General features: G+C 63.5%; 10 protein-coding genes and 1 tRNA gene. 4 read left to right on the forward strand and 7 right to left on the reverse strand.

Annotated elements, in window-relative coordinates:
• Positions 1–68: 68 nt before the first annotated feature.
• From KI794_RS13540 to groL, 3 genes are all read left to right on the forward strand, one after another.
• Complete coding sequence (locus tag KI794_RS13540) at positions 69–1,187, forward strand: heme/hemin ABC transporter substrate-binding protein (protein ID WP_119285014.1); 1,119 nt, start codon at positions 69–71, stop codon at positions 1,185–1,187.
• Positions 1,188–1,466: 279 nt separating this feature from the next.
• Positions 1,467–2,066, forward strand: coding sequence for a LytR C-terminal domain-containing protein (locus tag KI794_RS13545; RefSeq protein WP_119285017.1), 600 nt, complete (start codon positions 1,467–1,469; stop codon positions 2,064–2,066).
• A gap of 160 nt (positions 2,067–2,226) precedes the next feature.
• Positions 2,227–3,846 (forward strand): chaperonin GroEL, encoded by a 1,620-nt coding sequence (gene groL, locus KI794_RS13550; RefSeq protein ID WP_119285019.1) that lies wholly within the window; start codon positions 2,227–2,229, stop codon positions 3,844–3,846.
• Between the two features lie 113 nt (positions 3,847–3,959).
• Here groL and KI794_RS13555 read toward each other — a convergent pair whose 3' ends face one another.
• From KI794_RS13555 to KI794_RS13570, 4 genes are all read right to left on the reverse strand, one after another.
• The gene (locus tag KI794_RS13555) at positions 3,960–4,808 is read right to left on the reverse strand and encodes an HtaA domain-containing protein (RefSeq protein ID WP_119285021.1); all 849 of its coding nucleotides are present in this window, start codon (positions 4,806–4,808) and stop codon (positions 3,960–3,962) included.
• 126 nt (positions 4,809–4,934) lie between these two features.
• Positions 4,935–5,834 (reverse strand): HtaA domain-containing protein, encoded by a 900-nt coding sequence (locus tag KI794_RS13560; RefSeq protein WP_255808401.1) that lies wholly within the window; start codon positions 5,832–5,834, stop codon positions 4,935–4,937.
• 66 nt (positions 5,835–5,900) lie between these two features.
• Positions 5,901–8,978, reverse strand: a complete 3,078-nt coding sequence (locus tag KI794_RS13565; RefSeq protein WP_255808402.1) for an HtaA domain-containing protein — start codon at positions 8,976–8,978, stop codon at positions 5,901–5,903.
• Positions 8,979–9,159: 181 nt separating this feature from the next.
• Positions 9,160–12,105, reverse strand: a complete 2,946-nt coding sequence (locus tag KI794_RS13570; protein WP_255808403.1) for an HtaA domain-containing protein — start codon at positions 12,103–12,105, stop codon at positions 9,160–9,162.
• A gap of 220 nt (positions 12,106–12,325) precedes the next feature.
• Between KI794_RS13570 and msrB the strand changes: the two genes are divergently transcribed.
• Positions 12,326–12,748: a peptide-methionine (R)-S-oxide reductase MsrB gene (gene msrB / locus KI794_RS13575; protein ID WP_255808404.1), complete on the forward strand. Its 423-nt coding sequence runs from the start codon at positions 12,326–12,328 to the stop codon at positions 12,746–12,748.
• Here msrB and KI794_RS13580 read toward each other — a convergent pair.
• The 3 genes from KI794_RS13580 to KI794_RS13590 all read right to left on the reverse strand — a co-directional run bounded on the left by KI794_RS13580 (position 12,745) and on the right by KI794_RS13590 (position 14,857).
• Complete coding sequence (locus KI794_RS13580) at positions 12,745–13,686, reverse strand: DMT family transporter (RefSeq protein WP_255808405.1); 942 nt, start codon at positions 13,684–13,686, stop codon at positions 12,745–12,747. The two genes, msrB and KI794_RS13580, sit on opposite strands and share 4 nt — an antisense overlap.
• A gap of 97 nt (positions 13,687–13,783) precedes the next feature.
• A tRNA-Thr gene (locus KI794_RS13585) sits at positions 13,784–13,856 on the reverse strand.
• 47 nt (positions 13,857–13,903) lie between these two features.
• Positions 13,904–14,857, reverse strand: coding sequence for a DsbA family protein (locus tag KI794_RS13590; protein WP_119282837.1), 954 nt, complete (start codon positions 14,855–14,857; stop codon positions 13,904–13,906).
• Positions 14,858–14,889 lie beyond the last annotated feature (32 nt).

Consider the following 14,889-nt stretch of genomic DNA (forward strand, 5'->3'; position numbering starts at 1 on the left):
GAACTCACACTTCATCATATCTTCGTGAGGTTAAGCTTGCTCACGTCATACATACGAAAAGGGGATCGATGCTCAAGGCTCGCACTTCTCGCACCCGGGCGGCAGTCGCGCTCGCACTGGGTCTCGCCCTTGCCCTGACGGGCTGCCAAACGGCCGGGCCGAACTCGTCAACTGACGAAACTGAGACAGTCGAGCTGCCGCCACTCGCGTCGCTCACCCCGCTTGAGAACCCTCTCGATTACGAGGGCCCGACGACAGCGATTGTGGGGGCACCGTCAGTCACGCCCCTTGCCGACAAGCCGAAGGCGACACTTCCGGTGACCGTGCAGTCGCACGACCGCACCGGCGACGTGCCAGTCGAGGTGACCGACACGTCTCGGGTGCTCGCCATCTCGCTCACAGGGACCCTCGCTGACATCGTCTACAACCTTGGCCTCGGTGATCAGCTCATCGGACGCGACGCGACGACAACGTTCCCCGGCTCTGAAGATCTCCCACTCGTCGTGACTGGCGGCCACGATATCGAGGCAGAGTCCGTGCTTGGCCTCGAGCCCACAGTGATCTTCACGGACCTCAGCGTCGGCGGCATCGACTTCGTGAACGTCATGCGCAACGCAGGCGTGCCCGTCGTTGTCGTCAAGCGCTCGATCGATCCCGCTTCGGCGGCCGAGGCAACTCAGCAGCTCGCTGAAGGCCTCGGCGTCTCAGCGGCAGCGACCGAGCTGAACGCCAAGGTCGCCGACGCGATCGCTGCGAAAGAGGAAGAGGTCGCCCGCCTCATTCCCGCTGACGAGGCCAACCGGCCGCGGGTCGCGTTCCTGTACGTTCGCGGTGGCGCCGGGATCTACTACCTGTTCGGTGAAGGGAGCGGGGTCGATACGCTCCTGCAATCGCTCGGCGTCATCGACGTTGCCGAAGAGGCAGGCTGGAAGGGTGAGCGCCCGATGACAGACGAGGCGCTCGTGAAGATGGACCCTGACATCATCCTCGTGATGTCGAAGGGACTCACGAGCACTGAGGGCGTGGACGGCCTGATCGAGGCTCAGCCAAGCATCGCGCTCACGACAGCAGGCAAGAAGCGCAGGATCATCGACATCAACGACTCGATGCTGTTTGCGAGCGCTGGGCGCACCCCCGACGTTATCGACGCCCTCGCCCGTGCGATATATGCGCCGGACTCGCTCTAACGGGCGCACCGCGCTCGGCGGTCCGGCGCTGCCGACGCCCCCGGCGGCAGCCGACGTGCGAAGCACGGAGGAAGACTCGCTCTAGCGGGCGCACCGCGCTCGGCGGTCCGGCGCTGCCGACGCCCCGGGCGGCAGCCGACGTCGTGCGGGATTGGGCGGGGTGTGGGCCGCTCCGAAGACGTTCAGGATGCACGGTGTCAAGGCACTGTATTCTTGAGCGTTGAAACTCTCGGACGCCTGTTGGCGATCGAGTTTGGGTAGGGGACCTTGGAGACACGGGTGACAAAGGAACACGAGGCGGCGCACGGCGCACGTTCGCGACGCACCGCGGCTTCCGACTACCCGGCCGACAGGTTTGATGAGATCCCGGTCGGCGGCCGCATTGGCGCCCACCGCGTGACGGCTCAACCACGCGTGACCTGGCACTTCGTGCTCGGCGGACTGATTGGCGCTGCCTTGCTGACGACTATCGGCATTGTTGGTGTCACGATCGCGGGTTCGAGTGGCTCGCTGCCGCTGCCCTCTTCGCAGGGTCCGGCCGCCGCGGATACGAAAGTGAAACCTCAGCTCACGCCTGAGGCAACTGTCGCGGTGCTCGACGGAACGACCGCCGAAGGCGACATGGCCCAGGCGCTCGCGACGATCATCACCGACGAGAAGTGGGGAACGATTGTGCTTGCTGGCCCCGCCGCAGACACCGACAAAGAGATTTCAGCGGTCTTCTACTCAGATCCAGCGAACGAGCCCGCGGCGCTCGGGCTCGCCGAGAAGCTCGGCGGCGTTTCCACGTATCTCAACACCGAGTACGCCGAGGGCAACTCTGACCTCGTCGTGCTGATTGGCGCCGACTACGCCGGCCCCGGCAAGTCCGCGAAGTAGTTCGTATCTCCGTTCGCTGCAGGCGAGCGCCCCTCCTTGCACTCTCAGCACCTGAGTGCCAAAATTGGTGTTAGCAGTCGGATCGACTGAGTGCTAAACCTGGCGCAGAACCCCTACGGTTTCTGCAGCTTTCCCTAGACGTCCGGGAGGGGCGAATTACATGGCAAAGATGATTGCGTTTGACGAAGAGGCACGTCGCGGCCTTGAGCGGGGTCTCAACATCCTCGCTGACACTGTCAAGGTGACGCTGGGCCCGCGTGGCCGCAACGTCGTTCTTGAGAAGAAGTGGGGCGCCCCGACGATCACTAACGACGGCGTTTCGATCGCGAAGGAGATCGAGCTCGACGATCCGTACGAGAAGATCGGCGCTGAACTCGTCAAGGAGGTCGCAAAGAAGACCGACGACGTCGCAGGCGACGGCACCACCACCGCTACCGTGCTCGCACAGGCGCTCGTCCGTGAGGGCCTCCGCAACGTTGCTGCAGGCAGCGACCCCATCGCTCTGAAGAAGGGCATCGAGAAGGCTGTCGCGGCTGTCATCACCGAGCTGCACGCGCACTCGAAGGAGATCGAGACCACCGCCGAGATCGCTGCAACCGCTTCGATCTCCGCAGCTGACGAGCAGATCGGCGCGCTGATCGCCGAAGCTATCGACAAGGTCGGCAAGGAAGGCGTCGTCACCGTCGAGGAGTCGAACACGTTCGGCACCGAGCTCGAGCTCACCGAGGGCATGCGCTTCGACAAGGGCTACCTGTCGGCGTACTTCGTCACTGACGCTGACCGCCAGGAGGTCGTCTTCGAGGATCCGTACATCCTCGTCGTCAACAGCAAGGTCTCGAACATCAAGGACCTGCTCCCCGTCGTCGATCCGGTCATCCAGTCGGGCAAGCAGCTCCTCATCATTGCTGAGGACGTCGAGGGCGAAGCACTCGCGACCCTCGTGCTGAACAAGATCCGTGGCATCTTCAAGTCGGCAGCCGTGAAGGCTCCGGGCTTCGGCGATCGCCGCAAGGCAATGCTGCAGGACATCGCGATCCTCACCGGCGGCCAGGTCATCTCGGAAGAGGTCGGCCTGAAGCTCGAGAACGCAACGCTCGACATGCTCGGCACCGCTCGCAAGGTCATCATCACTAAGGATGAGACCACCATCGTTCAGGGTGGCGGCGAGAAGGAAGCAGTCGAGGGCCGCGTGCAGCAGATCCGCCGCGAGATCGACAACACCGATAGCGACTACGACCGTGAGAAGCTCCAGGAGCGCCTTGCGAAGCTCGCTGGTGGCGTTGCAGTCATCAAGGCTGGCGCTGCGACTGAGGTTGAGCTCAAGGAGCGCAAGCACCGTATCGAGGATGCAGTCCGTAACGCAAAGGCAGCTGTCGAGGAGGGCATCGTCCCCGGCGGCGGCGTCGCACTCATTCAGGCCGGCGCAAAGGCGTTCGCAAACCTCGAGCTCACCGGCGAAGAGGCTACCGGCGCGGCTATCGTGCAGGTAGCTATCGAGGCACCGCTCAAGCAGATCGCCCTCAACGCTGGCCTCGAGCCCGGCGTTGTCGCGCACAAGGTCTCTGAGCTGCCCGTTGGCCAGGGCCTGAACGCAGCTACCGGCGAGTACGTCGACATGCTCGCAGCCGGCATCAACGACCCGGTAAAGGTCACTCGTTCGGCTCTGCAGAACGCAGCGTCGATCGCAGGCCTGTTCCTCACCACTGAGGCAGTCGTTGCAGACAAGCCCGAGCCCGCTGCTCCCATGGCAGCTGACCCGGGTGCAGGCATGGACTTCTAAGTCCCGCTAGGCACAGGGCCGGTCACACCTTCTGGTGTGGCCGGCCCTTCGTCGTTCTCCCCCTTTTGGCCCGGCAACGGCAACACGCCTGGCGCCGTGGGTGAGCCGGCGGACTACTTCTCGGGCTTGCGCCCGCGCAGCAACAGCACTGTTGTTACCCCGATGCCGACGAGAGCAACGCCGCCGAGGGCAACGATCACCCATGGGATCTCGGGTCCGGCCTGACCAGCGGGATCGCCCGGCAGCACTTCTTCCTCGGGCGGTGCGGCAGTTCCTGTCGACACGGTGATGGCGCATCCGGGGAGCGTCAGCGAGACCGCGAGCGCGTCGAATGTTTCCCCTGGAGAGTAGTCGCCGTACTTGTTGTTGAAGGCCGCCGCACCAGCCTCGGTGAGATGGACGGGAGCCGCCTCAATCGAATAGCTCGAGCCGTCTCCTGTGTGCGCGCCAGCGATGTCAATATTTGCCGCGGTCACGGGTTCGAATACAAGCTCGCCGCCCTCAACGTCAGAGGCGGCCATCTCGAGCACGAGCTCTGCGGTTTTGGGGCTTGTGAATACGATCTGCGGGTTCCTGAGGTCCAACTGCATGAGTCCGCCGTGGCCCGTGAAGTGAATGCTCCCGGGGAACGTTACTGCTCCGCCCGAAAGGTCCTCGCGCACACCTCCGGTGCCGCTCGGCCAGGTGAACTGTGGGGTTTCGTAGGTCACGCCGCCCTCTGTGACCCACTCACCGCCCGCAATCGAGCCGCTGATGTAGTTACGGAAGCGCTCTTTGACGCCCCAGCGCAGCTCCGCCTCGCCCACAGCACACTCCCCCGCGGTAGCTGCAGTCGTATGCAGCGCGCCGCCCTCAGTGGGCCGCGCGAGGGCTGGCATGGCCGAGGCGGAGGCGAGGGCGCCTCCGAGAAGCGCGGCAGTCAGTCCGGCGGTGAGCGCGCGACATGCAGTGCGTCGGGTCAAGAGGTGCTCCTAGTGTTGCGGGCCGCGAGCGCAGCCTGAAACGAGAGTAGCAGCAGCCTCCTGCATACTTTCAGGGGCGGGGCGTAGCCCCCACGACTACACCCCGCCCCTTGCCTCCGGAGACCGCTACTCGGGGTCGCCGCCTGGCTGCGCCTCGGCCGATCCTTCGCCGCCTTCCTGAGGCTTCTTCTTTCGCCCGCCGATGAGCATTCCCGTCGTGAGCGCAATCACAACAAGCGCTGCGCCGCCGACGATGATCGGAAGCCATGGAATGCGGGCCTCAGCCGTAACTGGAGTCGCTTCCTCGGCAGGCTGCGCGGGCGTAGGCTCCGCAGTCGGCTCTGTGGCGGTTGTGGCGGTCGCCTCGCACCCGGTGGTCTCAAGGCTGAGCGTCACGGGGTCGAGTTCGGCTCCGGCCTCGTAGAAGCCGGCGAAGGCGGCGGCGCCAGAGTTTGTGAGGGATGCCTGCATTGCGCTGATCTCGAGCTTCTCGCCTTGCAGTGCGACTGCTGCCGGTGCGACGAGCTCGCCAACCCACTCTTGAGCCGTGTCGACGGTGACCTTGCCCTCCATATCTGTGCTCTTCGCGTCGAGCATGAGCGCAGCGTTCCCATCACCCTCGAACTCGATCGTCGGGTTCGCGAGGGTGAGGTCGAGAACTCCGTCGTGCCCGGTGAAGTGCACCGATCCTGCGAACGACACCTCACCGACGCCTGTCGCAGGGTCGAGCTCGCCGGCCCCACCCGTCCAGGTGAACTCGGGCGTCTCGTAGGTCACACCGTCGCCTGGCTCCCAGGAGCCGTTCGCGATCGAGCCGCTGATGTATGAGCGAAAGCTCGCTTTGACTCCCCACTTCAGCGTGCCACCGGTGATCTCGCAGCTGCCGGTGCCCGCTGGGGCGGCAGTTGACTGCGCAATGCTCGAGGGTGCCAGCGCCTGTGCGGCCGCAGGTGCGACGAGCATGGCTGCGACGACTGCCGCGCCCGAAACGGCCGCGCTAAGTCGAGAGGCTGCGCGTGATTTCACTGTGATTCTCCTTCGTCGGCGACCGCGATCCCGCAAGCCGCGCCACATCGTTTGAAGCCGTAGGGGCTATCGGTTGGCTGCCCGCTGTCGGACGGCGAGGGTCGTGGTGCAGCCGGCGATTGCGACGAGCGAGAGCGCGACGACCCACCACTCCCAGAGAGCCATTCCGGATCCGCCGGCGCCGAGCACAGGTCCCGCGCCCGTCGCCGCGGCGAGCGGCTGGGTGGTGACCTCCACAAGTTCTTCAGCCGACTTCTTCGCTTTCGCGTCCTTCGGGAGGATCGTGATCTTCGCTCCCACATCAGTGCTTCCCTGCAGCGTGAGCACGTGTGCGCCCGGCTGAATGTCGTCGGGAAGCTTGCCAGTCCAGTGCACGACGCCAAACTTGTCTGCAGTCGCCTCCTCGTCAAGCACGATCGGATCCGAGTAGAGCACCACGAGCACTCCCTCGTCTTCAGGGTCAAACCCTGCGGCCTGGATCTCGATGCGTGCGCCGGGAACGAGCTTGTCCTTGTCGGTGACAATCGTCAGGCCCTCGGTCGTGGGAGGCGTCGCTGCCGCGACACGCTTTTCCTTGGCGTCCTTACCTGCGACTGTCGAGCCGTAACTCACCTTGCTCGCCGCACCGACGGTGAAGGAGAGCGCGTCAAAAGCGATCGACTGGCTCGCGGACAAACCCATCAAACTTCCAACCACGGGAACATTTGACCAGGTGACCTCACCGCCAGACCCGACGGTCTTCGTGGCCCTGGACAGGTCGAGCTGCACAGAGCTGGGCCCGTACGAGCCCGAGTACCCTGTGGTCAGAGTGGCTGTTGCGGGCCCTGTTACAGTGATCGTCGGGTTGATGACGCTGAACATTGTCGTCCCATAGCCCTTGAAGGAGACCGACCCGGTGTAGTTCACCGTCCCTGTGTGGTTTTTCGCGTTCCAGGTACTCCCCGCCTGCGGGAAGAGGTACCCCGAGCCGACACCGCTGGTTGCTATCTCGCCGCCAGCACAGTGTTTGCCCGCTGTTGGGCAGGCGGCAGTATTTGACCTTGCCGTCGTGTAGCCGGCGAACTGCGACGAGATACCCCACTTCAAGGAGCCTGCACCCGGTGCAGCTGGCGGAGCGGTTGGCTTTGGAGTCACCGGCTTTGCTGCTGAGTCAATTGTCAGTTTGACGGAGTTCGAGTTTGAGTGGGAGTAGTTCTCACTGTCGGCAGGTTCAAACAGCGCCTGCGCTGTGTAGACGCCCTCCGGCAATTTGGTAGTAGCAAGCTTTGCGACACCGTTCGAAACGCTGACCGGCGAGCCAAGCTTGGTCGTGCCGTAGCTAAACGTCACCTTCCCGTCGATCCGCGGATTCACGGTTGCGGTGAACGTAACAGTTGCACCAACCTTCGCAGAGGCAGGGGTTGCCGAGAGCGTGACACTCGTTGGCTGCCTGTCAATAACAGTGAAGTCCCCTGGCAGCGAGAAGTTCAGCGGATCGAGCTCTGAGCCCTTCTCGTAAAAGCCCCCGAACGCAATCTCGCCCTCCGCGGTGAGACGAGCGCCCACGTTCGACCAGGAGAGCAGCCCGGAGTCGGTGTCAAGCTTCGGTACGCTCAACGACAGCTGCGCCATCGGGGTGTCGCGCAGAGTGAACTTCTTGCCGACGCTCTCCATCCCCTCAAAGGTGTAGCCATCGACATCCATGTGGAGCCGGCCGCTAGTGGGGGAAAGGATCTCGATACGCGGGTTCGTAAACTTCAGATCGAGAGCGTAGACGGTCTTCCCACCTACAGTCATTGGGTGCGACTGGAAATGTACACCGTTGCCTGAGCCGAATCCGACATTCGCCCGGGTTCCATCGTCTGCCGCAGTTCCGGTACCACCCGACCACAAATATGCACCCTTGGATTGCGGCTGCTTGGTCGTGCCAAGGAGCTGAGCACGTCCCTTGAACGCCGTGAAGTCGTAGATGTACTTGCGGAATGATTCGCGAACGCCCCACTCAAGTGTCGCATTCTCGATCTTGCTCGTTCCCCCAGACGCCGCAGTGACGCGCACCGAGTGCGCGGTCGACTCGGACGGGGCAAAAGCCTTCGGGTCCGCCGGAACGAAACGAGCCGTAATTGTGTGGGTTCCTGACTTGAGTTCAGCAGTCTGCAGCGTCGAACGGCCCTTTTGCGCTTCGACCGGCGCACCAAGTGGCTTGCCGTCCACCAAGAACTGGATTGAGCCCGAGGCGTTCTCGGGGCTGACATCCGCAATAAATGTCGCGGGCTTTCCGGCGGAAACGAGTGTCGTACTCGCCTCGTTCATTTTGACGCCGGTCTGCACGACCTCGGGGTTCTCACCGCCTGGGTTCTCACCGCCTGGGTTCTCACCGCCTGGGTTCTCACCGCCTGGGTTCTCACCACCTGGGTTCTCACCACCTGGATTCTCACCGCCGGTGTTCGGGCCCGCCTCAACGGGAAGTGTGAAGGTTACCGGATCCAGAGCCTCGCCCGGGGCGTAGAACGCCCCGCCACCGAAGGCCACAGATCCTTCCTCGGTCAGCACAGCCGAGGCATCCGTCCACGTCAATGTGGAACCGTCGACCGTTGGCTGTGGAAGCGTGAGTGACGCAATTGGAGCGTCAATCAACGAGAACGGCTCTCCGAGTTCAGTCGTGCTCTTAAACTCGAAGCCTTGTACGTCCATGCGCACCTCGCCCGTTGTGGGCGAGGTGACAACCACGCGCGGATTGGTAAATTCGGCGTCGAGCACGGCGACGCTCTGACCGTCAATCTGCATCGAGTGCCCGCGGAATTGAACACCGTTGCCCACGCCGAAGCTGACGTTGGCTTCAGAGCCATCGACGGCGCTCTCCCCCGACCCTTCACCCCAGTGATAGCTGCCCGAGGCCGTCGGGGCCGTTGACCCGAGCATCACGATGCTGCCCTGGGCGATTGGACCGCCAATGTACTTTCGAAACGACTCTTTAATGCCCCAGTCGAGTGATGCCCCGGCTACCGCACCTCGAGGCGCTGCCGCCTGAGCTGCATCAGCTACGACAGCGCTCAGGGAAGCCCCAAGAGCGAGCGCGATCGCAAGCGCGCCGCCCAGCACACGGCGTACGCGATCCCGGGCGGTGGCACGGCCAGATAGTGTTTCGGTGTGGTGGGTAGACACGCTAAATCCCTCCGGAAGCGCGAGCCATGGACCTCGAAGTGTCCGAGCCGCAATGCGCCCGATGCAGTGGTGGATAGAAGACTGTTTGGGTCGGGCGGCTGTTCCCGAACCGAAGGCGTGTGGCCCCTCCCGTCGATATCCGACGGGGTGGACCACACGCCTGCAGAGCCAACGAGAGACGCTACTCTGCGGTTTCGCCCTGGCGTCGACGGAGAACAATGACTCCAGCGCCGAGCAGCAGGAGCGCGCCAGCTGCGACGAACGCTGCGGTTGCCGGAGCAGAGCCACTGTTTGCAAGAGCCTTGCCCGTGTCTCCACCGGTCGCGCCCTTGCCTGGGTCAGTTCCAGGAGTGGTCGTGCCGGTATTGCCGCCCTCTGTCTCGCCACCCGTGACACTCTTTGCGACAACCTCAAAGGCGTTCTCAAAAGCGAACACTCGACCAGACTCATTGTCGGTTACGACGATGTCATGCGTTCCGACTTCGAAGTCGGCGGGCACGGTCCAGGTCGCCGTCACAAAGCCGTCAGCGTCCGTGGCGATGGGCTCCGGGAGCTCGACGACGTCCGAATGGATCTCGATCTTGAACTCGGTATCGGTCACAAACGGACCGATCTTGAGCTCGAGAGCCTCGCCAGGATTGATCTTCGCCTTGCCACTCGGTGCGCCGTTGATCAGCGCCACCGGCTGCGCGGCGAGCGTGATGCTCACTGGCTCGGAGGTTGAGGCGGCGAACACGTCCGTGTTGCTCGGCACAAACTTCGCCGTCACGGCGTTCGAGCCTGCGCCCAGTGCTGTGGTCTTGAGCGTTGCCTTACCCGCAGCTGCTTCTACCGCATCTCCGAGTACGACGCCGTTGTTCAGGAACTGCACGGCACCGGGGACCTCAGTCGGCACGGTGGCAGTGAATTCAATGGAATCACCTGCGTAAAGGGCACCGGCGGACGCCTCAACCTCAACAGTGGTCTCGTGCGCCGGAGCAAACTCAACCGCAGTCTTCGTCTCGAACGGAGCGTACTTCACGCCACCACCCGCGTACGTGTACACGCCATACGTGCCATCGGCAAGCGCCTTCGCGCTGTCCTTGCTCAGCTTCAGCGTCGTCTCAAACGAACCGTCAGCCTTCAACTCAACGCCACCCATCGCAGCGATAGTCGGCAGCTCAGCAGCCTGCACAGCCCACTTCGTGTCGAACGTCTTACGTGCCGACGACGGAGCGTTTGTTGACGGAGCCCACTGATCAGCGAACGAACCGAACACCACGTAAACGCCGCTGAACTTCCCAGCGAACGGCGGGTACTGCCCGTTCGTCACTGGAGCCTTCGGCAAGAACCCCGTACCGGTCACGGTCACGGTCTCGCCAGCCGGATCAATCCCGGAAGTCTTGGCAACAGTCACCTTCGGAGTCGGACGCTCAGTCACAGCAACAGACACCGCAGCAGACGTCGACGCGTTGTACGCATCAGTGTTCGCGGGAGTGAACTCAGCAGTCACATCGTTCGCGCCGACCTCAACAAGATCGTTCGTCTTCAGCACAGCCGAATCGTTCTGCACCTCGACGGGCTCACCAATCGCCTTGCCGTTGCTCTTGAACTGCACCGAACCAGCAACGCCCTTCGAAACCGCAGCAGTCAGCGTGACCTGGTCACCCGACACCAGCGACGCAGCGGACGCTTCAACCTCAACAGTGGTGTCCTGGGCTGGGACGGCAAATGTGATCTCGGTGTACGACTCGAACGGAGCGTACTTCACGCCACCACCAGCGTAGGTGTAGATGCCGTAGCGGCCGCCCTCTAGCTCCTTCGCCTCATCCTTTGTCAGCTTCAGGGTCGTCGAGAACGTTCCGTCAGCTTTCAGTTCGATACCGCCGCGGGCTGCGCCGCCAATCGTTGCGACGTCGGCTGCGTGCACTCCCCACTTGGTGTCAAGCGCCACGCGTGCGCTCGCAGGGGCATCCTTCGAGGGCTCCCAGTTCTCAGCGAACGAGCCGAATACGATGTAGGCGCCTGCGAACTTGCCAGCGAGCGGCTGACGAGTGCCGTTGGTCGCGGGAGCATCGGGGAGGAACCCTGTACCCGTTACGGTTACTGTCTCGCCATCCGGGTCGATCCCGGTTGCCTTTGAAACAGACACTGTAATCGGGTCGCGCTTTACCTTGACGTCGACGGTGACCTCTGCGGAGGCCGAGCCTGTAAATGCATCAGCGTCGGTCGGCACAAAGTTCGCCGTGATCTTCGCCGACCCGACGGGGAGGGTCTTGACGTCGAGCGAAGCAACGCCGTTGGTTACAGCAACAGGGGCTCCGAGCTGCGAACCGTTCGCCGCAAACGCCACGGTTCCTGCGGCGGCCACAGGAGCGACAGTCGCGGTGAGCTTTACGCTGTCCCCTTCGGTAACCGAGGATGCCGAAGCGGTGAGTGAGGTCGTGGTCTCCTCGGCTGGGACCTTCACGGTCACCGGCAGCGAGAACGTGACGGGGTCGAGCGCATCGCCAGCTTTGTAGAACGCGCCTCCGCCGAATGCGATCGCGCCATCAGCCGTGAGCTTCGCCGGGGCGTTCGTCCAGGTGCGCACGTCGCCTGCGACAGTCGGGGCGGGCAGTTCCAACGTCGCGATCGCCGCATCGCTCAGGCTGTATGGAGCACCGATCTCCGTGGTGCTCTTGAACTCGTAGCCTTCGACGTCCATGCGGAGCTCAGCAGTGGTCGCTGAAGTGACGACAATGTGCGGCGCGGAGAATGCCGCGTCGAGGACGTACCGGTCCTCTCCCTCGACCTTCAGACTGTGCCCCTGGAAGTGAACACCGTCTCCGGCTGCGAAGGCCACGTCTGCCGCGCTTCCGTCGGCGGCAGCCGTTCCTGAACCACCAGCCCAGCTAAACGTGCCGGAGCCGGTCTTCTGGGCGCCGCCGAGCATCGTGACCTGCCCCTTGGCGATCACGCTGGCAATGTAGTTGCGGAACGACTCCTTGACTCCCCATTCGAGGGTGGCGCCGGATACGGTGCCCTCTCCTGCTGCGGGGGCCGCGGTGGCCACCGTCGGGGCAAGAGCGAGGCCACTTGCGACGAGCAGTGCCGAGGTCAACGTCGCGATGAGCGACTTACCCTTTCGGCGCTCAGTGACTTTCATGCGTAAGCACTCCTTGTTCAGAACCTGGGCACGGCAAAACGCCGACGCCTGATACATCGGATCGAACTAAGGATGCCCTAAGCTCAATCTCCGGTGAATAGTCTGACGAATATCGTCTGATGATGCAAGCTGCAGATCAGACCTGAGCGAGTTTTCGTGCAAATTGCGCACAGTTCACGACGCGTATGCTTGAACCACACGAAGATCCTCGGAGGTCACCATGACTGCCATTGGCGAAGGCAACTACCCGTTCCAGCTCAGCGAGAGCGAGTGGCGCGAGCGCCTCACTCCCGACGAGTACGCGATCCTGCGCGAAGCAGCTACCGAGCGGGCCGGCACCGGCGAACTCCTCGGACAGTGGGGCGACGGACTCTACTCGTGCCGCGCGTGCGGCGCCGAACTCTTCCAGAGCGGCACCAAGTTTGAGTCGCACTGTGGGTGGCCGAGCTTTTACGAAAGCATCAACCCCGACGCCGTCGAGCTCCTCGAAGACACCTCGCTCGGGCAGGTTCGCACAGAGGTGCGCTGCGCCAACTGCGGGTCGCACCTCGGCCACGTGTTCCCCGACGGGTTCGGCACCCCGACAGGCAATCGGTTCTGCATGAACTCGCTTGCCCTCGGATTCGACGGCCCAGCAGCCTAGTTTCGGCCGAGCGGCTTGCTCGGCAACGCCGCGACGATCACCGCGACGAATGCGATCGCGGTTCCGAGCACTAGGGCTGGGGTGAGGCCTCCCGCAAGCGGGAAACCGATCTCAAACAGCATCGCAGCGATGAGCTGACCCGCCACGTTTGACATGCTCAAAAGCAGCACTCCTGCCCTGCGAACGAGCATCGCCGCGACTGCGATGAAGATCACGCCGACGACGCCGCCGCAATACATCCAGAACTCCGACGGCCACCTCGTGGGCCAGCCGTTAACGAGCACGGACACGAGCGCCACGGTTCCGAGCACTGCCGTACCGACAACGAAGTTCATGAACGTCGCAGTCACTGCGCTCTCTGCCGCAGCCCTGACGAGCCCGTTCACCATTGACTGGGCAGCCATGCCTGCACCGACAATCACAGGGACGAGCACGAGCAGCACGAGCCCTCCGTCGAGGCTCGCGGCGACCGTCACAATGACGGCGACGATCGCGAGCGTGGTACCGATGAGGCGCGTGGGCGTCGCGTTGATCCGACCGCCAGGCCCGAGCCCCAACCTGTCCATGAGCAGCCCGCCAGAGACCTGCCCGGCCACGATGCCCACGGTGAAGAGCGCAACGCCTGTGAGCGGCGCTATGAGGCCCTGCATCAGCACAAACGCTGCGCCACCAATGCCGCCAAGAAGCGCCCACACCGGAAGCCTGCCTGCAGATACCTCGTCACGCATCTTTCCAAGTCCCTCGCGGCCTCGCCGCGAGAAGATCAGCACGACCCCGATGAGCACGAGGCCGCCTCCGAAGGAGATCGCGGCCGCAAGGTAGCCGCTGCCGATCTCCTGGGCGAATCCGCCGTTGATCCTCGACTGCAGGGCGACGAGCATGCCTGCAAGGCCGGAGCCAAGAAGGGCTGCTGCGAGCTGATACTTGGAACGAGCCATTTTCCCAAGTCTACTCCCGCCGTACGCATGCGACGCCCGGCCCACACATAGGCCGCCAAACGCAGAATGGCCCCGCCGAAGCGGAGCCATTCATCTGAGCCCCCTATCGGACTCGAACCGATCACCTGCAGTTTACAAGGCTGCTGCTCTACCAGATGAGCTAAGGAGGCGTCTGGGGCGGCTACTGCCGCCCCTACCGATCATAGTCGGAATTTTGTTAGTCCGTTGCCACCTCGGCGGCACCGGCCTGCTCAATCTCACCCTTGATCTTCAACATGAAGGTCTCGAGCGAACCGTCGCGGCCCTCGCTCCACTGCTGCCCGTTCACGAGCACGAGCGGGGTCGACACGAGGCGCTGCGGCTTACCCTCAGGCTGGAGCTCGGTTGCACTCTGCGGCTGCAGCAGGCGCTGCCCCTCGGCGAGGCCCCAGATTCCCTCGCTTGCGGCGGTGTAATTCTCACTGAAGAACCCTCCGAATGGGCGCTCCTGGATGCAGCGCTGCAGCTCCTGGGTCGGCTCCGCACCGGCCGCTTCAGCCTGCTTCAGCAGTTCCTTGTCGTCGAGACCAGGGGTGCCCTCGGAGGGCTGAACCTCGGGGCTGAGGAGACGCTTGTGCAGCTCAAATGCAACATCTGGCTGCTGCTCAACAACGCAGCCAAATGCGTTCGCCGCGCGTGTCGAGTACTTCGTTCCAAGCGACTGTCCGTCGAGGAAGTTGATCGGGTACACCGCGAGATTCGCGTCGCCAGAGCCGACGTAGTTCTCGAGCATGACGCCGTTCTGCGCCTCGAAGTTGCCACACGCGGGGCACATGTAGTCGACATAGACGGTCACGTCGAGCGGCAGCTCGTCACGGTTGGTCTCTGGTGCGACGCGTTCTGCCTTCGGGTCCGAGAGCGCCGCAGACGGTACAACCTTCAGATCCTTAGTGAACACGGCCGCACCAGAAGCCATGTTCTTCGGGCCGGGTCCTGCGGGCTTCAGCGACTGCGTGAGCACGAGACCGACAATCGCGAGGATCGCGATAACGCCGAGCACGACGCCTCCCTGAACGTACAGGCGACGGCGCTTCTCGCGCTTCTTCTCGGCCTCGCGAGCGATCCGGGCCTGCTCGCGGGCCTGCGTGCGACGCTCGTTCTTCGATAGTCGCGACGTTGTGTCATTCGACATGGGTGTATTTCCTCCAGAGAAGCATCGAAAAT

Source organism: Leucobacter aridicollis (genome assembly GCF_024399335.1).
GTDB classification, from domain to species: Bacteria; Actinomycetota; Actinomycetes; order Actinomycetales; family Microbacteriaceae; genus Leucobacter; species Leucobacter aridicollis_A.

Bases quoted from the DNA above. Each gene is read 5' to 3' on its own strand.
- groL (WP_119285019.1), top strand. From the start codon at position 2,227: ATGGCAAAGATGATTGCGTTTGACGAAGAGGCACGTCGCGGCCTTGAG.
- KI794_RS13570 (WP_255808403.1), bottom strand. From the start codon at position 12,105: ATGAAAGTCACTGAGCGCCGAAAGGGTAAGTCGCTCATCGCGACGTTG.
- KI794_RS13590 (WP_119282837.1), bottom strand. From the start codon at position 14,857: ATGTCGAATGACACAACGTCGCGACTATCGAAGAACGAGCGTCGCACG.
- msrB (WP_255808404.1), top strand. From the start codon at position 12,326: ATGACTGCCATTGGCGAAGGCAACTACCCGTTCCAGCTCAGCGAGAGC.
- KI794_RS13540 (WP_119285014.1), top strand. From the start codon at position 69: ATGCTCAAGGCTCGCACTTCTCGCACCCGGGCGGCAGTCGCGCTCGCA.
- KI794_RS13580 (WP_255808405.1), bottom strand. From the start codon at position 13,686: ATGGCTCGTTCCAAGTATCAGCTCGCAGCAGCCCTTCTTGGCTCCGGC.